The sequence below is a fragment of the Pseudomonas sp. Leaf434 genome, assembly GCF_001425545.1.
GTDB lineage: Bacteria > Pseudomonadota > Gammaproteobacteria > Pseudomonadales > Pseudomonadaceae > Aquipseudomonas > Aquipseudomonas siliginis.
Genome location: NZ_LMQZ01000007.1, coordinates 1 through 18,776 on the forward strand (window position 1 = coordinate 1; position 18,776 = coordinate 18,776).

The window sequence follows — 18,776 nt, forward strand, 5'->3', positions numbered from 1 at the left end:
CGATGGTGATGGTCTGACCGTTGGCCAGAGTCACGACCACAGGCGAGCCGGTGACTGGCGCGCCGACGGTGGCGGTGTAAGTCACGGTGCCGCCTTCAGCCACCGATGTATCGGCGGTCAATTTGACGGTCGACGTATCGATGGTGTCGGTGACAGTCGTCACGGCTGGAGCAGTGCTCGGTACCAGGTTCTCGAAGTTGCCACCGGTAGCGCTAGTGATCGTTGCCTGGACGGAACCGGCATCTTTGTAGACGTCATCAGACGGTGCAGGAACTGTTGCGGTGCCGCTGGTTTCACCAGCCTTGATGGTTATCACAGCGCCGTTCGACAAGGTCACGGTCACTGGCGAGCCAGCGGCGTTGGTCAATGTCGCGGTGTAAGTGATCTGGCCACCTTCGGCTACCGAACCGGTCGCACTCAGCGACAGATTGGTAGTGTCGGAAACGTCGGTGACAGTGGTCGAAACCGGTGTTTTATCCGCCACCAGATCTTCGAAATTGCCGCCGCTCACGCCAGTGATCGAGTTGGTGATCGGGGAACAGTTGCGGTGCCGGTGGTTTCGCCAGCCTTGATGGTGATCACGGCGCCGTTCGACAGGGTCACGGTCACTGGCGAGCCAGCGGCGTTGGTCAGGGTCGCGGTGTACGTAATCTGACCACCTTCTGCCACGGAATTGCTGGCGCTGAGCGACAGATTTGTAGTGTCGGTAACGTCGGTGACAGAAGTTGAAACTGGAGTTTTRTCCGCCACCAGATCTTCGAAATTGCCGCCGSTCACGCCAGTGATCGAGTTGGTGATCGGAGCATTACCGGCCAACGCATCGTTCGCAGCAACAGCAGTTGCAGTGCCAGTAGTCTGGCCGACGCCGATGGTGATGGTCTGACCGTTGGCCAGAGTCACGACCACAGGCGAGCCGGTGACTGGCNCATTACCGGCCAACGCATCGTTCGCAGCAACAGCAGTTGCAGTGCCAGTAGTCTGGCCGACGCCGATGGTGATGGTCTGACCGTTGGCCAGAGTCACGACGACAGGGGAGCCAGTCACTGGTGCACCGACGGTGGCGGTGTAGGTGACCGTGCCGCCTTCAGCGACCGAGGTATCGGCGGTCAGTTTGACGGTCGAAGTGTCGATGGTATCGGTGACATTGGTCACCGCTGGAACCGCGCTTGGCACCAGGTTCTCGAAGTTGCCGCCGGTCGCACCCTCGATGGTCACTTCGACTTTGCCGGCATCTTTATAGACGTCATCTTTAGGTGCGTCGACGGTCACGGTGCCGGTGGTTTTGCCTGCATCGATAGTGATCGTGGCGCCGTTCGACAGGGTCACGGTGACCGGTGTGCCGGCCGGGTTGGTCAGGGTTGCGGTGTAAGTGATCTGGCCGCCTTCGGCTACCGAATCGCTGGCGGTCAGGTTCAGGTTGGTGGTGTCGGTGGTGTCGGAAACCACGGTGTCTGCGGACTTGCCGTCGACCACCAGTTTTTCGTAATTGCCACCCGTGGCGCCATCAATGGTCACGCTCAGCGAGCTGCCGCCCGCCAATGGGCTGTTCGGCGCGACGTAGTTGACGCTGCCGGTGGTTTCGCCAACGGCGATGGTGATGGTCTGGCCGTTGGACAGGCTGACGGTGACCGGCGAACCGGTCACTGGCGCGCCCACGGTCGCGGTGTAGACCACGGTTTCGCCTTCAGCGACGTTCGCAGTGGCGCTCAGCGACACGGTGGTGGTGTCGATGGTGTCGTTGACCGTGGTCACCGCCGGCGCTGTGCTGGTGACGAGGTTTTCGAAGTTGCCGCCGGTTGCGCTCTGGATGGTCGCTTCAACGCTGCCGGCGTCTTTGTAGACGTCATCTTTCGGTGCATCGACGGTCACGGTGCCGGTGGATTTGCCGGCCTCGATGAGGATTGTCGCACCGTTCGACAGGGTCACGGTGACCGGTGTGCCGGCGGCGTTGCTCAGGGTTGCGGTGTAGGTAATCTGGCCGCCTTCGTTCACCGCGCCGGTCGCGCTGAGCGACAGGTTGGTGGTGTCGACGGTGTCGGTCACGGTGGTGCTGACCGGGGTCTGGTCGGCGACAAGATTTTCGAAATTACCGCCGCTGACGTTGGTGATCGAGTTGGTCAGCGGCGCGTGGCCGGAGAGGACGTCGTTCGGCGCGGTGGTGCTCACGCTGCCGCTGGTCTTGCCGACTTCGATAGTGATGTTCTGACCATTGGCCAGGGTGACGACCACAGGCGAACCGGTGACCGGCGCGCCGACGGTGGCGGTGTAGGTGACGGTGCCACCTTCGGCCGCGGTTTCGGTGGCGGTCAGTTTGACCGTCGAGGTGTCGACGGTGTCGGTGACATCGGTGACCGCTGGCGTGGTGCTTGGCACCAGGTTTTCGAAGTTGCCGCCGGTGGCGTCCTTGATCGTGACTTCAACTTTGCCAGCGTCTTTATAGACGTCGTCGGCAGGTGCCGGAACGGTGACGCTGCCGGTGGATTTGCCGGCCTCGATGGTGATCACCGCGCCGTTGCTCAGATTAACGGTCACCGGGGTACCGGCCGGGTTGCTCAGGGTCGCGGTGTAGACAATCGAACCGCCCTCGGCCACGGAGCCGGTCGCGGACAGCGACAGGTTGGTGGTGTCGGCGACGTCGGTTACCGAGGTCACCGCCGGGGTTTGGTCGGCGACGAGATTTTCGTAATTGCCACCGCTGGCGCCGTCGATTTTCACACTCAGGGTGTTGCCGCCGGCCTGTGCGTCGTTCGGCGCGGTGAAGTTGACGCTGGCGCTGCTGGCGCCGACCGGAATGGTGATGGTCTGGCCGTTGGACAGGGTCACCAGCACTGGCGAACCGGTGACCGGGGCGGTCACGGACGCGGTGTAGACAACCACACCGCCTTCTACCGCGCTGGCGCTGGCGGTCAGCGAAACCGTGCTGTTGTCGATGGTGTCGGTGACATCAGTTACCGCAGGCGTCTTGTCGATCACCAGGTTTTCAAAGTTGCCGCCGCTGGTCTTGGTGATGCTCGCATCGACCTTGCCGGCGTCCTTGTACACGTCATCGGCGGGGGCGGCGACGGTTGCGCTGCCGGTGCTCGCGCCTTTGGCAATGTTGATCACCGCGCCGTTGCTCAGGGTCACGCTCATGGCGGTGCCGGCCGGATTGCTCAGGGTGGCGGTGTAGACGATCGAGCCGCCCTCGGCAACGCTGCCGGTGGCGCTCAGGCTGATGTTGGTGGTGTCGACGGCGTCGGTGACTTTGGTCACCACAGCCGAACGATCGGCCTCAACGCGCTCGAAATTGCCGCCGCTGTGGCTGGCGATCGCCGTCCGCACGTTGCTGCCATCGATGTACGGGGTGTTGGCGGGCGCCGGGAAATTCACCGAGCCGCTGGTCGCGCCAGCGGCAATGTTGATCACCGCGCCGTTGGCCAGGGTCACGGTCATCGCAGTGCCGGCCGGATTGCTCAGGGTCGCGGTGTAGGTGATCTGGCCACCTTCGCTGACGGTATCGCTGGCAGTCAGGGTCAGTGCGGTTGTGTCGACGGTGTCGTTGACCGTGGTGCTGACCGGGGTCTTGCTGACGTCGAGTTTCTCGAAGTTGCCGCCGCTGGCATCGGTCATGGTTACGGTGAGCTTGCTGACGTCCTTGTAGACGTCATCGCTCGGTGCGGCAATCGTCACCGAACCGCTGGTCTTGCCGGCTTCGATGGTGATGGTCTGGCCATTGCTCAGGTTGACGGTCACCGGCGTCTGCGCGGCGTTGGTCAGCGTTGCGGTGTAAGTGATCGAAGAGCCTTCGAGCACATAGCTTTCTGCGCTGAGGGTCAGGTGCGTGGTGTTGACCGTGTCGGCAACATTGGTCACCGCAGGCGTAGTGCTCGGCACCAGATTTTCGAAGTTGCCACCGGTGGCGTCCTTGATGGTCACTTCGACTTTGCCGGCGTCTTTGTAGACGTCATCGGCAGGTGCCGGAACGGTCACGGTGCCGGTGGTCTTGCCAGCTTCAATGGTGATGACCGAGCCGTTGCTCAGATTCACGGTCACAGGCGCGCCGGCCGGGTTGCTCAGCGTCGCGGTGTAGGTGATCTGCCCGCCTTCGTTGACGTTGCCGGTGGCAGTCAGCGCGACGCTGGTGGTGTCGACGGTGTCGGTCACAGTGGTGCTGACCGGGGTCTTGTCGGCGACCAGATTCTCGTAGTTGCCACCGCTGACGTTGGTGATCGAGTTGGTCAGCGGTGCGTGACCGATCTGCACGTCATTCGATACCGGGGCGGTAACGCTGCCGGTGGTCTGGCCGACGGCGATGGTGATGTTCTGGCCGTTGGCCAGGGTCACGACAACTGGCGAGCCGGTGACGGGCGCGCCGACAGTGGCGGTGTAGGTGACGGTGCCGCCTTCAGCGACCGAGGTGTCGGCGGTCAATTTGACCGTCGAGGTATCGATGGTGTCGGTGACTTGAGTGACCGCTGGCGTGGTACTCGGAACGAGGTTCTCGAAGTCGCCGCCGGTGGCGCTGGTGATGGTGGCCTGCACGGAGCCGGCGTCTTTGTAGACGTCGTCGGACGGAGCCGGGAAGCTCACATTACCGCTGGTTTCGCCTGCCTTGATGGTGATGACGGCGCCGTTCGACAAGGTCACGGTCACTGGCGAGCCAGCAGCATTGGTCAAGGTTGCGGTGTAAGTGATCTGGCCGCCTTCAGCCACGGAAGCGGTCGCGCTCAGCGACAGATTGGTGGTGTCGGCCACGTCGGTGACGGTGGTCGAAACTGGAGTTTTGTCCGCCACCAGATTTTCGTAGTTGCCACCGGTTACGCCAGTGATCGAATTGGTCAGCGGAGCGTTGCCGGTCAAGGCATCGTTCGGTGCAGTGTAGGTGATGGAGCCAGTGGTCTGGCCGACGGCGATGGTGATGTTCTGACCGTTGGCCAACGTCACGACCACAGGCGAACCGGTGACTGGCGCGCCGACGGTGGCGGTGTAAGTCACGGTGCCGCCTTCGGCAACCGAGGTGTCTGCGCTCAGCTTCACCGTCGAGGTATCGACGGTGTCAGTGATTTCGGTCACAGCCGGCGTAGTGTTCGGCACCAGATTTTCGAAGTTGCCGCCGGTGGCGTCCTTGATGCTGACTTCGACCTGGCCGGCGTCTTTGTAGACGTCATCGGCCGGCGCTGGAACGGTAACGGTGCCCGTGGTTTTGCCGGCATCAATGGTGATCACCGAGCCGTTGCTCAGGGTCACAGTTACCGGGGTGCCGGCCGGATTCGTCAGCGTGGCGGTGTAGGTGATCTGGCCACCCTCGGCCACAGAGTCGGTGGCGCTGAGGCTCAGGCCAGTGTCATCCACCGAATCGGTGATGGTGGTGACCGCAGGCGTGTTGCTTGGCACCAGGTTTTCGAAATTGCCACCGGTAGCGCCAGTGATCGTGGTGCTGACGGTGCTGCCATTGTTGTAGACGTCGTTGGCCGCTGTGGGCACGTTGACGGTGCCCACGGTTTCGCCAGCCGCAATGGTGATGGTCGAACCGTTCGACAGAGTGACGGTTACCGGGGTTTGTGCCGGATTGGTCAGTGTCGCGGTGTAAGTGATCTGACCGCCTTCAACGATGTTATTGGTCGCAGTCAGGGTCAGGCCGGTGTTGTCGACCGAATCGGTGATCGTCGTGACCGCAGGCGTGTTGCTTGGCACCAGGTTTTCAAAGTTGCCGCCGGTAGCGCCAGTGATCGTGGTGCTGACGGTGCCGCCATTGTTGTAGACGTCGTTGACCGCAGTCGGCACGTTGACGGTGCCCACGGTTTCGCCTGCCGCAATGGTGATGGTCGAACCGTTGGACAGAGTGACGGTTACCGGGGTTTGTGCCGGATTGGTCAGTGTCGCGGTGTAAGTGATCTGACCGCCTTCAACAATGTTATTGGTCGCAGTCAGGGTCAGGCCGGTGTTGTCGACCGAATCGGTGATCGTCGTGACCGCAGGCGTGTTGCTTGGCACCAGGTTTTCGAAGTTGCCACCGGTAGCGCCAGTGATCGTGGTGCTGACGGTGCTGCCATTGTTGTAGACGTCATTGGCCGCAGTCGGCACGTTGACGGTGCCCACGGTTTCGCCAGCCGCAATGGTGATGGTCGAACCGTTCGACAGAGTGACGGTTACCGGGGTTTGTGCCGGGTTGGTCAGTGTCGCGGTGTAAGTGATCTGACCGCCTTCAACAATGTTGTTGGTCGCAGTCAGGGTCAGGCCGGTGTTGTCGACCGAATCTGTGATGGTGGTAACGGCTGGTGTGGTGTTCGGCACCAGGTTTTCGAAGTTGCCACCGGTAGCGCCAGTGATCGTGGTGCTGACGGTGCCGCCATTGTTGTAGACGTCGTTGGCCGCAGTCGGCACGTTGACGGTGCCCACGGTTTCGCCAGCAGCAATGGTGATGGTCGAACCGTTGGACAGGGTGACGGTTACCGGCGTTTGCGCTGGATTAGTCAGTGTCGCTGTGTAGGTGATCTGGCCGCCTTCGACGATGTTGTTGGTCGCGGTCAGCGTGAGGCCGGTGTTATCAACCGAGTCTGTGATGGTGGTAACGGCTGGTGTCGGGTTCGGCACCAGATTTTCGAAGTTGCCGCCGGTAGCCCCGGTGATCGTGGTCGTAACGGTGCTGCCATTGTTGTAAACGTCATTGGCTGGGGTCGGCACGTTGACGGTGCCGGTAGTCTGGCCAGCGCCAATGGTAATGGTCGAGCCATTCGACAGCGTGACGGTGACCGGAGTTTGCGCCGGGTTAGTCAGCGTCGCGGTGTAGGTAATCTGGCCGCCTTCGGTCACGCTCGAACCAGCCGTCAACGTGACGGTAGTGGTGTCGACGGTGTCGGTGACTTGCGTGGTCGCCGGGATAGTTGGCGGGGTCACGGTGATGCCGTTGCCGCCGCTGGTGCCGGTGACGGTCACGTCGATCTGGGTCGGGTCGTTATAGACAGTGTCGTTCGGTGCCAGCGGCACGTTGACGGTGCCGGTGGTGGCGCCGGCCGGGATAACGATCACTGCGCCATTGGACAGGGTGATGGTCAGGTCGGTCAGCGGCGCCTGGGTCAGGGTCGCGGTGTACACCAGCACGCCGCCGGCTTCGGTGATGGTCGGCGTGGCGCTGAGGCTCAGGGTCGAGTCACGCAGTGCGTTGGTGGTGGTGTCGGTGGTCAGGCCGCCCGTGGTGTCCTGCGCGACTTGCCCGGCAGAATTGATGCCCGCCGTGGGGAAGCCAATGGTCGGATCGACGCGGCCAGCGGTGGCGTCGAGCATGACGAAGCTGTGACCGCCGCCGGCAGCACCACCGGTACCTGCGGCGGTCGGGCCGGCCGCGGTGGACTCGAGTGCGGTGGTCGGGTCGACACCGGCGGCGATGGCTTGCTGCAGTTCTTCTACAGAAGGCGCGGCCTGCGCCGTGGCTTCGGCCAGGTCAGTGCTGGAGTCAGGCGAGCTGGCGCTCCACTGGGTGTCACGGCCCAGATCGAGCATGCGGCCATCGGCCAGTTCCAGCGACACCGCGCCGGACAGACCGGTATCGATCTGGTCGCCGACATACAGGCGATCGCCTTCAACGAGTACGCGACGCACGCCCTCTGGGGACACCACGAAAACCTGACCGACAATGCTTTTGACGACGGCAACAACACTGCTCATTGAAGACTCTCCGGGGTGTCACATTCAGTTGACTTCCATGGACCTGACGGGCGTCGGCGCCACTTCAGTCTGGACGTACTTTCTATAAATGGATAACTTATTGACGCTGTATTTCCGTCAATAATCTGGCTATAAATTATCGCGATTAACTTTATGCCAAACTATTGACCTTCTGGGAGCCATCCTAAACAATCGCCCCACTAATGTCACATTGATATTTCCGCGGCGACCTGTCCTTCAGCCTGTCATCCAGTTCCTGTTTTGAACTTTCCGACATACGGTCTTTCGGGTTGCCATCATCCGACGCAGCACCACGTTTCTGCTGTGATTCAAGACAAGAAGTTCCGGGATAATTCCAACCATGCGTTCGCTTTTGATCCTTGCCGCTCCCTTCGCTCTCGCCGCCTCTTTTGTACAAGCACAATCCTTACCAGAAGCCATGCAACAGGCGCTGGATGTCCATCCGGAGATTCAGGCGGGGGTCAACAGTCGATTGGCGGCGGATTATCAGTTAAAGGCTGCGAAAGGGGGATACCTGCCCAAGGTCGATCTGCTGGGCGGTTATGGCCGTGAAGGCACTGACAGTGTGACCACGCGAGCGAACGGTGGAAGCAATCACTGGGAGACGTTGAACCGCAGCGAGTCAAGTTTACGTCTCTCGCAAATGGTTTTTGACGGTTTCGCGACGTCCAACGAAGTTGCGCGTCAACAAGCCAACGTCAGCTCCCGTGCTTACTCACTGCTGGGCACTTCCGAGCGTACTGCACTGACTGTCGCCCAGGTGTATCTGGACGTGCTGACCCGTCGCGAATTCGTGCGTCTGGCCGAGGAAAACCTCAAGAGCCACCAGCGCATCTACGATCAGATCCAGCTGCGCACCCAGCGCGGTGTCGGCAGCGGTGCCGACCTTGATCAGGCCGAAGCCCGTATGGCCCAGGCCCGCAACAACCTGATCACCGAACAGACCAACCTCGCCGATGCGGAAACCAACTTCCTCAGCGCCGTCGGCCAGATGCCCGACCAGCTCGAGCGCCCGGCGCCGTTCATGGCGATGATGCCCGCCAACCTCAATGAAGCCCGCGCGCAGATGTTGGAAAACAGCCCGATCCTGCGTTCCGCCGAGTCGGATATTGCCGCTGCCGAGAAGCAGTTCGCCACCGCCAAATCGACCTTTTACCCGCGCTTCGACGCCGAACTGGGCCGTACCGCCGATAACGATATCGACGGCCAGAACGGCCACAACAATGAATGGCAGGCCATGCTGCGCATGCGCTTCAACCTGTATTCCGGTGGCAGCAACAAGGCTGATCTGGAGTCCAAGTCGTACCTGGCCAACCAGGCGCTGGACATCCGCAACAACGCCCTGCGTCAGTTGAATGAAGAGCTCGGCCTCGCCTGGAACGCGCTGAACAATGCCAACGCCCAAGTGCCGATCGCTCAGCAGTACGTCGATCGCAGCACCTCGGTGCGTACCGCCTACCAGCGTCAATTCAGCCTCGGCGAACGCACCCTGCTGGACTTGCTCGACAGCGAGAACGAGCTGTTCACCGCCTCGCGGCGTCTGGCGGAAATCAAGAACATTCAGTTATTTACTCAGTACCGAATCAAGGCGACCATGGGCCAATTGCTCAAAAGCCAGGGAGTGGTCGCGCCGTTGGCATCCGTTGTGCAGAACGACGTGAAGCCCAAGGTCCAGCTGCCTGGGATGAACTGAGTTATCCCTTCCAACTGTTAAAGAGTGTCGAGCGTGGAATCAGAAGTCAGTCGAGTTCAACTCAGCCATGATCCACGCGCGTTGCATGACGATCCGTTGCTGGATGGTCTGCTCGCCCTGTGCATGCTGCACCAGAAGCCTGCCAGCGCGGCGATGCTGACCACCGGCCTGCCGCTGCCCAAACAACGTTTGAGTGTCGAGTTGCTGCCGCGCGCAGCGGCTCGCGCCGGGCTGCAGGGGCGGGTGTTGCAGCGCAAACTCGAAGAAATTCCGGCGATCGCCATGCCCGCGCTGTTGCTGCTCAAGGATGGCCGCAGCGCCGTTCTGCTCGGCTGGCAGGGCGACAATGAAGCACGAGTGCTGCTCAGCGAAAGCGATGGCGGCGAATCGGTGGTCAGCCGCGAACTGCTGAGCGACGATTACACCGGCAAAGTGTTCTTCGCCCAGCCGCAGCACAAATTCGACGTCAATCACGGCACGCTGATCCCGCGTGCACGCTCGTGGTTTCGCGACACCCTCAAGCGTTCGCGCTGGCTGTATGCCGATGCGATCGCCGCCAGTTTCCTGATCAACATCATCGCCATGGCCGCACCGCTGTTCGTGATGAACGTCTACGACCGCGTAGTACCGAACCAGGCCGAAGCAACCCTGTGGGTGCTGGCGCTGGGCATCACCGGCGCTTACATCTTCGACTTGATCCTCAAGAGCCTGCGCAGCCTGTGCCTGGATCTGGCCGGGAAGAAAACCGACCTGATCATCTCCGCCACGCTGTTCGAGCGCATTGTCGGCATGGCGATGAAATACCGCCCGGCGCGGGTCGGCAGCTTTGCCCAGAACATCCATGAGTTTCAGAGCCTGCGCGACTTTCTCGCGTCGCTGACCCTGACCAGCCTGATCGACCTGCCGTTCACCATCCTGATTTTCATCGTCATCGCCATTCTCGGCGGGCATCTGGTGTGGATTCCGGTGCTGGCTTTCCCGATTGCCCTGCTGATCGGCTACGCCTTGCAGAAGCCGTTGATCGCGACCATGGAACGGACCATGGCGCTGGGCGCCGAGCGCCAGTCGAGCCTGATCGAAACCCTCGCCGGTCTGGACGCGGTCAAGGTCAACAACGCCGAAAGCGAGCGCCAGTATCAGTGGGAGCAGACCATCGGCACCCTCAGCCGCCTCGAGCTGCGAGTGAAAATGCTCTCCGGTCTGGCGATGAACATCACCTTGCTGATCCAGCAACTGGCCGGGGTGATCATGATCGTCTTCGGCGTGTACCAGATCATCGCCGGCAACCTGAGCATGGGCGGGCTGATTGCCTGCTACATGCTCAGTGGTCGTGCGCTGAGCCCGCTGGCGTCGCTGTCCGGCCTGCTCACGCGCTATCAACAGGCGCGGGTGACCATGACTTCGGTCGACCAGATGATGGAGCTGCCGCAGGAGCGCAATTTCGAAGAGCGTCCGCTAAGCCGCAAGGTTTTGCAGGGTGCGATCGAATGCCGTCAGCTCAGCTTCACCTACCCGGACCAGCAGAACCCTGCGCTGAAGAACATCAACCTGGTGATCCGTCCCGGCGAGAAGATCGGCATCATCGGCCGCAGCGGCTCGGGCAAGAGTTCGCTGGCGAAACTGCTGGTGGGCCTGTACCAACCGGACGACGGTGCCTTGCTGGTCGATGGCGTGGACATCCGCCAGATCGACGTCAGCGAACTGCGCTACAACATCGGCTACGTACCGCAGGACATCCAGCTGCTGTCCGGCACCCTGCGTGACAACCTGGTGTCCGGCGCGCGTTACGTCGAAGACGAGCTGGTGCTGCAAGCCGCCGAACTGGCCGGCGTCCACGAATTCGCCCGTCTGCACCCGCAAGGCTACGAGCTGCAAGTCGGCGAGCGTGGGCAAAACCTCTCCGGCGGCCAGCGGCAGAACGTCGCACTGGCCCGGGCGCTGTTGCTCAATCCACCGATTTTGTTGATGGATGAGCCAACCAGTGCGATGGACAACACCGGCGAAGAACGCCTCAAGCAACGCCTCGCAGCAGTGATTGAAAACAAGACCGTGGTGCTGGTCACGCACCGGGCATCGCTGTTGTCGCTGGTCGATCGCCTGCTGGTGATCGATCGCGGGCAGATTCTCGCCGACGGCCCGAAAGCCGCCGTGATGGAAGCGTTGAAGAAGGGGCAGATCAGTGTTGCTTAAGTCCGGTGTCAAGGAGTCGATCCGTCGCTACTTCAAGGGCTCTGCCTCGCTGCAGGGCCAGCCGCTGCCAGAGGTCAACAAGGCGCTGATCGAAGACGCCCCGCGCGTCGTGCGCCTGACCATCTGGGCGATCATCGGCTTCTTCGTGTTCCTCATGCTCTGGGCCAACTTCGCCGTAATCGACGAAGTGACCAAGGGCGACGGCAAGGCGATTCCGTCGTCGAAGATCCAGAAAATCCAGAACCTGGAGGGCGGTATCGTCTCCGAGCTGTTCGTCAAGGAAGGCCAGATCGTCGAGGCCGGCGCGCCGCTGATTCGTCTCGACGACACGCGTTTTGCCTCCAACGTCGGCGAAACCGAGGCTGATCGCCTGTCGATGCTGCTGCGGGTCGAGCGTCTGAGCGCGGAAGTCGAGGATCGTCCGCTGAACTTCCCCGAGGACGTACTCAAAGCCGTGCCGGGTCAGGCGAAAAGCGAAGAGTCGCTGTACATCAGCCGCCGTCAGCAATTACACGATGAAATCGGCGGCTTGCAGGAGCAGTTGATCCAGCGTCAGCAGGAGCTGCGTGAGTTCAGCTCCAAGCAGGCGCAGTACCGTCAGCAACTCGGCTTGCAGCGTCAGGAAATCAACATGTCCGAGCCGCTGGTGGCGCAGGGCGCGGTCTCGCCGGTGGAAGTGTTGCGCCTCAAGCGTGCCGAAGTGGAAACCCGTGGCCAGCTCGATGCGACCACGCTGGCCATCCCCCGCGCGGAATCGGCGATCAAGGAAGTGCAGCGCAAGATCGACGAAACCCGCGGCAAATTCCGCAGCGAAGCGCTGACCCAACTCAACGAAGCCCGCACCGACCTGAACAAGGCCCAGGCCACCGGCAAGGCGCTGGAAGACCGCGTCAGCCGTACGCTGGTTACCTCACCCGTGCGGGGCATCGTCAACAAGTTGCTGGTCAACACTATCGGCGGTGTGATCCAGCCGGGCAGCGACATGGTCGAAATCGTGCCGCTGGACGACACCCTGCTGGTCGAAGCCAAGATCCGCCCGCAGGACATCGCGTTCCTGCATCCGGGTCAGGAAGCGATCGTCAAATTCACCGCCTATGACTACACGATTTACGGCGGCCTGAAGGCACAGCTGGAGCAGATCGGTGCGGATACCATCACCGACGAAGACAAGAAAACCACCTACTACGTGATCAAAGTGCGCACCGAGCGCAGCCACTTGGGCACGGATGAAAAGCCTTTGCTGATCATTCCCGGGATGGTCGCTTCGGTGGATATCATCACTGGCAAGAAATCGGTGTTGAGCTATTTGCTCAAGCCGATCATTCGGGCGCGGGCTGAAGCGTTGCACGAGCGCTAGATCTTCGGCGCTGGTGACGGCCTATTCGCGAGCAGGCTCGCTCCCACAGGAGATTGCATTCCAACTGTGGGAGCGAGCCTGCTCGCGAAGGCGTCCTCCGAAGCGCTACATATCCGTCGGTAAGTGACACAAATGGTCACCCACCCCCTCACCATTCGCCATATCGTTATTCATTAACGGTATTTAATTTCCAATTCTTATAGCTATAAAGTCACTAACCTGCGTACCTGCCGACCAATCGGCGCGCCGCACGACCTGAACCGACACGCAATCCAGCGTGAGTGTCTGATCGACGAGCGCGTCCGTGAGCGCGCCGTGCGTGGGAGATGATTGATGTCCGCCGCTACTGCCACCGAAAGCGCCGCAACTGCCGCGCCGCAAATCTTCGAAATTCGCCCCTTCAGCGGTGCCGTCGGCGCCGAGATCGTTGGCCTCGACCTGCGCCGGCCGGTCAATGATCAGGACTTCGCGCGGATTCACCGCGCGCACCTGGATTTCCACGTCGTGGTCTTCCGCGATCAGCAGATTACCCCGCAACAGCAAATCGATTTCAGCCGCCGTTTCGGCGTGTTGCAGATCCATGTGCTCAAGCAGTTCCTGCTGGCCAATCACCCGGAAATCCTCATCGTTTCCAACATTATCGAGAACGGCCAGAACATCGGTCTCGGTGACGCCGGCAAGTTCTGGCATTCCGATCTCTCCTATAAAGAGCTGCCAAGTCTCGGCTCGATGCTGCACGCCCAAGAGCTGCCCGCCGAGGGCGGCGACACGCTGTTTGCCGACATGCACAAAGCCTGGGACAACCTGCCGGCTGCGTTGCGCAATGCGGTTGAAGGGCGCTTTGCCGCGCATTCCTATACCGCGCGCTACAGCGAAACCAAGTTCGAAGGTAACTGGCGCCCGACCCTGACCCCGGAACAACTGGCCCAAGTCGCCGAAGTGGTGCACCCAGTGGTGCGCACCCATCCGGAAAACGGCCGCAAAGCCTTGTTCGTCAGCGAAGGCTTCACCACGCGCATCGTCGGTCTGCCGGAAGACGAAAGTCGTCAGCTGCTCGGCGAACTCTTCGCCCACAGCGTGCTGCCGCAAAACATCTACCGCCATCAGTGGGAGCCGCATGATCTGGTGTTCTGGGACAACCGCTCGCTGATCCATCTCGCCGCCGGCTGTCCTGCGCACCTGCGCCGCAAGCTGTATCGCACGACCATTCAGGGCGATGCGCCTTTCTGATTTGCCGGAGATCGACCATGAACGCCCCTTTGCCAGGCCACGCGGCCAGCAACCCGATCGCCCACAGCGAAGCGTTGCTGGCCGTCGATCACGTCAGCCTCGAATACCGCACGCCGCAGCGAGTGGTGCGCGCTACCCATCAAGTCAGTTTCGCCGTCGACCCGGCTGATCGGTTCGTCCTGCTCGGCCCGTCCGGTTGCGGTAAATCGACCCTGCTCAAAGCGGTCGCCGGGTTCATCCTGCCCTGCGAAGGCGAGATCCGTCTGCAAGGCCAGCGCGTCGATGCGCCGGGGCCGGACCGCATTGTGGTGTTTCAGGAATTCGACCAGTTGCCGCCGTGGAAAACCGTTAAGCAGAACGTGATGTTCCCGCTGCTGGCCTCGCGCACCTTGAACAAGAAAGAAGCCGAAGAGCGTGCGTTGCATTGTCTGGAAAAGGTCGGCCTCGCAGCGTTCGCCGACGCCTATCCACACACTTTGTCCGGCGGCATGAAAGCGCGGGTGGCGATCGCCCGGGCGTTGGCCATGCAACCAAAAATTCTTTTGATGGACGAACCCTTCGCTGCACTCGATGCGTTGACCCGCCGCAAGATGCAGGAAGAGTTGCTGCTGCTCTGGGAAGAGGTGCGCTTCACCTTGTTGTTCGTCACCCATTCGATTGAAGAAGCATTGGTGGTGGGCAATCGCATCCTCTTGCTGTCACCGCATCCAGGCCGGGTGCGCGCCGAAGTGCACAGCCATCAATACGATCTGCACAGCCTCGGCGGCGTGGCGTTTCAGGAGTCGGCGCGGCACATTCATCGTCTGCTGTTCGATGAGGGCCAAGCGCCGGAGACCGAACGTGAGCACGACTTCAACGACATTCGCATCGCCTATTGAGCGGCCAGGAGGACTACCCGATGAGCCATTCATCATCCGTGCGTGAAGAATTCGAAACCGTGCTCGAGCCGCTGACCGCAGTGCCGGTCGAGCGCGAGTTGCCGCTTGGCACGCGCCTGTGGCAACAGGGCTGGTTGCGCAAAAGCCTGATCCTGATTGTGCTGGCGATCATCTGGGAGGTGGTCGCGCGGATTCAGAACAATGACCTGATGCTGCCGAGTTTTCTGCAAACCGCGCAGGCCCTGTTCGACGGGCTGCTCAGTGGTGAGCTGCTGGCCAAGGTGTGGATCTCGCTGGTGGTGCTGATCAAAGGCTACCTGATCGGCATCGTCCTCGCGTTCGCCATGACGACATTGGCGGTCTCGACCCAGTTGGGACGTGATCTGCTCAGCACCATGACTTCGATGTTCAATCCGTTGCCGGCGATTGCCCTGCTGCCGCTGGCGCTGCTCTGGTTCGGCTTGGGCCAGAACAGTCTGATTTTCGTGCTGGTGCATTCAGTGTTGTGGGCGTTGGCGCTGAACACCTATGCCGGATTTCTCGGTGTGTCCGAGACGCTGCGCATGGCCGGGCGCAACTATGGCCTCAAGGGTTTGCGCCTTGTGTTGTTCATCCTGATCCCGGCGGCACTGCCGTCGATTCTCGCCGGTTTGAAGATTGGCTGGGCGTTTGCCTGGCGTACGTTGATCGCGGCCGAACTGGTGTTTGGCGCGACCAGCGGCAAGGGCGGGCTGGGCTGGTACATCTTCCAGAATCGCAATGAGCTGTACACCGACAAGGTGTTTGCCGGGTTGGCGGTGGTGATCCTGATTGGTCTGCTGGTGGAAAATCTGGTGTTTGCCACCCTCGAGCGCGTGACCGTCAAGCGCTGGGGTATGCAGCGCTGAGATCTTCGTTGGCTGGGCCGGCCTCTTCGCGAGCAGGCTCGCTCCCACATGAGAACGCATTCCAAGGTGGGAGCGAGCCTGCTCGCGAAGAGGCCAGCGCTGGCATCGTCACTCTTTAGGGATGTTTGCTAGCATTGCGCCCGGATCAATCCAGATCAGCCAAGAGTGCTCAGCATGCAACTCCCGGACATGAACCTTCTGGTCGCCCTCGATGCCTTGCTCGACGAGGGCAGTGTGGTCGGTGCGGCGCGGCGGATGAACCTCAGCCCGGCGGCCATGAGCCGCACGCTGACGCGAATTCGCGAAGCCATCGGCGATCCGATTCTGGTGCGCGCCGGGCGTGGCCTGGTGCCGACCCCCAAAGCCCTCGAACTGCGCGAACAGGTGCGCGACGTGGTCGAGCAGGCGGCGCTGCTGTTTCGTTCCGCCGACAGCGTCGAGCTAGGCACCTTGCGTCGACGTTTCAGCATTCGCGCCAATGATTTCTTCGTCGGCGTTTACGGCGGCAAGCTGTTCGACACCCTCGACCAACTCGCCCCGCATTGCGAATTGCGCTTCGTCCCGGAAGGCGATGGCGACGATGAAGCGCTGCGCGAAGGGCGCATCGATCTGAGCGTCAGCAATACCCGTCGGCTCACGCCGGAAGTGAAAGTGCAGAACCTGTTCTCCACGCATTTCGTCGGCCTGGTGCGCGAGAATCATCCGTTGCTCGATGGCGAAATCACTGCCGAACGCTACGCCGGGTTTTCCCACATCAGCATGTCGCGCCGGGGCATCGCTCGCGGCCCGATCGATACGGCGTTGAATGCGTTGGGGCTGGAGCGTCGAGTGGCGGTGATCGCGCCGAGTTTCCATGCGGCGATGTTTGCCCTGCCGGACTCCGACCTGATCCTGCCGGTGCCTAAAGAAGCCCTGCTCAGCGTGCGGCGGCTGGGCCTGAAACTGCGTTCATTCGACCTGCCGATTCCGCTGCCAATGCTGATGCTGACCCAGGCCTGGCACCCGCGCTTCGACAAGGACCCGGCCCACCGCTGGCTGCGCGAAACCCTCAAGACCTGCTGCGATGAAACGTGGCTGGCGGCACAGCCGTAAATCATCAGACACCATCGAATCCCTGTGGGAGCGAGCCTGCTCGCGAAGGCGTCGAGTCAGTCACCTCAATGGCGACTGGTCCACCGCTTTCGCGAGCAGGCTCGCTCCCACATAGGCATTCACCGTTGTGTCTGATGCACTTATAACCTGTCAATAAGTCAATTTTCGTCAGCATCAAGCCCCACTAAAATGCTCCGGTATTTTCACCCCCGGAGCTTTTCATTCATGACATCCCTGACGGTCTCGGCGCCTCTCGCCGCGACCAGCCCGGCGACGGCGGCTGCGCCACCGGTGTTCGGGGCGCGGATCATCATTGGTCTGGTCGGCGTGCTGTTGGCCGTGCTGGTCTCGGGCCTCAACGAGATGGTCACCAAAGTCGCACTCGCCGATATTCGCGGTGCGCTGCACATCGGCTACGACGAAGGCACCTGGCTGGTCGCCAGCTACACCGCCACGTCGGTCGCGGCCATGGCCTTTGCGCCGTGGTGCTCGGTGACCTTCTCGCTGCGTCGCTTCACCCTCTGCGCGATCGGCCTGTTTACTCTGCTCGGCGTGCTGTGCCCGTTCGCCCCAAACTACGAAAGTCTGTTGTTGATGCGCATCCTCCAGGGCCTCGCCGGTGGTGCATTGCCGCCGATGCTGATGACCGTCGCGCTGCGCTTTCTCCCGGCGAACATCAAACTTTACGGACTGGCCGGCTACGCACTGACCGCGACTTTCGGCCCGGGACTCGGCACGCCGCTGGCCGGTCTGTGGACCGAATACGTCGGCTGGCAATGGACCTTCTGGCAGATCATCGTGCCGTGCCTGATCGCCATGGCCGCAGTGGCTTACGGATTGCCCCAGGATCCGCTGCGCTTGGAGCGCCTCAAGTCGTTCAACTGGAAAGGCCTGCTGCTGGGCTTTCCAGCGATCTGCATGCTGGTGATCGGTCTGTTGCAGGGCAATCGGCTGGACTGGTTCGAGTCGAATCTGATCTGTGGATTACTCGGTGCCGGTTCGCTGCTGCTGGTGGCTTTTATGATCAATGAATGGTCGCAGCCGATTCCGTTTTTCAAGCTGCAGATGCTCGGCATCCGCAACCTGTTGTTCGCCCTGATCACCCTCGCCGGGGTGTTGATCGTGCTGCTGGCGGTGGTGCTGATTCCGTCGAGTTATCTGGCCCAGGTGCAGGGTTATCGTCCGGCGCAAACCGCGCCGATCATGCTCATTGCCGCGCTGCCGCAGTTGATCGCGCTGCCATTGGTGGCGGCGCTATGCAACTTGCGCTGGGTCGATTGCCGCTGGGTGCTTGGCATTGGTCTGAGCATGCTCGCGCTGTCCTGCCTCGGCGGTTCACACCTGACTTCGGCGTGGATTCGCGATGATTTCTACGTTCTGCAATGGCTGCAGATTTTCGGCCAGCCGATGGCGGTGTTGCCGCTGCTGATGTTGTCGACCGGCAGTATCACGCCGATGGAAGGGCCGTTCGCGTCGGCGTGGTTCAACACCGTCAAGGGCCTTGCCGCCGTGGTCGCCACCGGCGTCATCGAAGCGCTGACCACCGCGCGCCTGCATTTCCATTCGACGATGTTGGTCGACAGCCTGGGCAATTCGCCGCTGGCCGATCACAGCGATCCGGGCCTCGCTCACCGCGTGCACGAGCAGGCGGTGGTGCTGACTTCGTCCGATTTGTACCTGTGCATGGCCGGCGTCGCCGTGGCGTTGATCCTGCTGATTTTCTGGCTGCCGACGCGGATTTATCCGCCGCGCGCGCCGACCTGATCGCTGTACTGAAACTGAAG

General features: G+C 61.5%; 10 protein-coding genes and 1 pseudogene. 8 read left to right on the forward strand and 3 right to left on the reverse strand.

Translation table 11 applies throughout. The annotated features are described in order from the left end of the window. The 3 genes and pseudogenes from ASG55_RS27255 to ASG55_RS12200 form a co-directional block, all read right to left on the reverse strand. Nucleotides 1-511 (reverse strand): immunoglobulin-like domain-containing protein (locus tag ASG55_RS27255; protein WP_236708177.1); only part of this gene is annotated, 511 nt, incomplete at its 3' end. Beyond that, nucleotides 508-906 (reverse strand): immunoglobulin-like domain-containing protein, encoded by a 399-nt coding sequence (locus tag ASG55_RS27505; RefSeq protein WP_330219659.1) that lies wholly within the window; start codon nucleotides 904-906, stop codon nucleotides 508-510. The genes ASG55_RS27255 and ASG55_RS27505, both read right to left, overlap by 4 nt. 20 nt (nucleotides 907-926) lie before the next feature. After that, nucleotides 927-7,644, reverse strand: a pseudogene (locus ASG55_RS12200) (retention module-containing protein); the annotation flags it as partial. Nucleotides 7,645-8,005: 361 nt separating this feature from the next. On the opposite strand from ASG55_RS12200, the gene ASG55_RS12205 reads away from it, so the two are divergent. From ASG55_RS12205 to ASG55_RS12240, 8 genes are all read left to right on the forward strand, one after another. Continuing rightward, nucleotides 8,006-9,358, forward strand: coding sequence for a TolC family outer membrane protein (locus tag ASG55_RS12205; RefSeq protein WP_056786922.1), 1,353 nt, complete (start codon nucleotides 8,006-8,008; stop codon nucleotides 9,356-9,358). Nucleotides 9,359-9,391: 33 nt separating this feature from the next. Next, nucleotides 9,392-11,548 carry a type I secretion system permease/ATPase gene (locus ASG55_RS12210; protein ID WP_051600365.1) on the forward strand — a complete coding sequence of 719 codons (2,157 nt, stop codon included), beginning with the start codon at nucleotides 9,392-9,394 and terminating at the stop codon, nucleotides 11,546-11,548. After that, entirely contained in the window at nucleotides 11,538-12,905 is a 1,368-nt protein-coding gene (locus tag ASG55_RS12215; protein ID WP_056786928.1) for an HlyD family type I secretion periplasmic adaptor subunit, read from the forward strand. Before ASG55_RS12210 ends, ASG55_RS12215 begins: the two co-directional genes overlap by 11 nt. 333 nt (nucleotides 12,906-13,238) lie before the next feature. Then, nucleotides 13,239-14,135 carry a TauD/TfdA dioxygenase family protein gene (locus tag ASG55_RS12220; RefSeq protein ID WP_056786932.1) on the forward strand — a complete coding sequence of 299 codons (897 nt, stop codon included), beginning with the start codon at nucleotides 13,239-13,241 and terminating at the stop codon, nucleotides 14,133-14,135. Between the two features lie 17 nt (nucleotides 14,136-14,152). Continuing rightward, nucleotides 14,153-15,013 carry an ABC transporter ATP-binding protein gene (locus ASG55_RS12225; protein WP_056786937.1) on the forward strand — a complete coding sequence of 287 codons (861 nt, stop codon included), beginning with the start codon at nucleotides 14,153-14,155 and terminating at the stop codon, nucleotides 15,011-15,013. 20 nt (nucleotides 15,014-15,033) lie between these two features. Further along, a complete protein-coding gene (locus ASG55_RS12230) occupies nucleotides 15,034-15,900 on the forward strand; it encodes an ABC transporter permease (RefSeq protein ID WP_056786939.1) in 867 nt (288 codons plus the stop codon). 174 nt (nucleotides 15,901-16,074) lie between these two features. Next, the gene (locus ASG55_RS12235) at nucleotides 16,075-16,992 is read left to right on the forward strand and encodes a LysR family transcriptional regulator (RefSeq protein ID WP_056786941.1); all 918 of its coding nucleotides are present in this window, start codon (nucleotides 16,075-16,077) and stop codon (nucleotides 16,990-16,992) included. Between the two features lie 225 nt (nucleotides 16,993-17,217). Beyond that, a complete protein-coding gene (locus ASG55_RS12240) occupies nucleotides 17,218-18,756 on the forward strand; it encodes an MFS transporter (protein ID WP_056786945.1) in 1,539 nt (512 codons plus the stop codon). The last annotated feature ends 20 nt before the right edge of the window (nucleotides 18,757-18,776 follow it).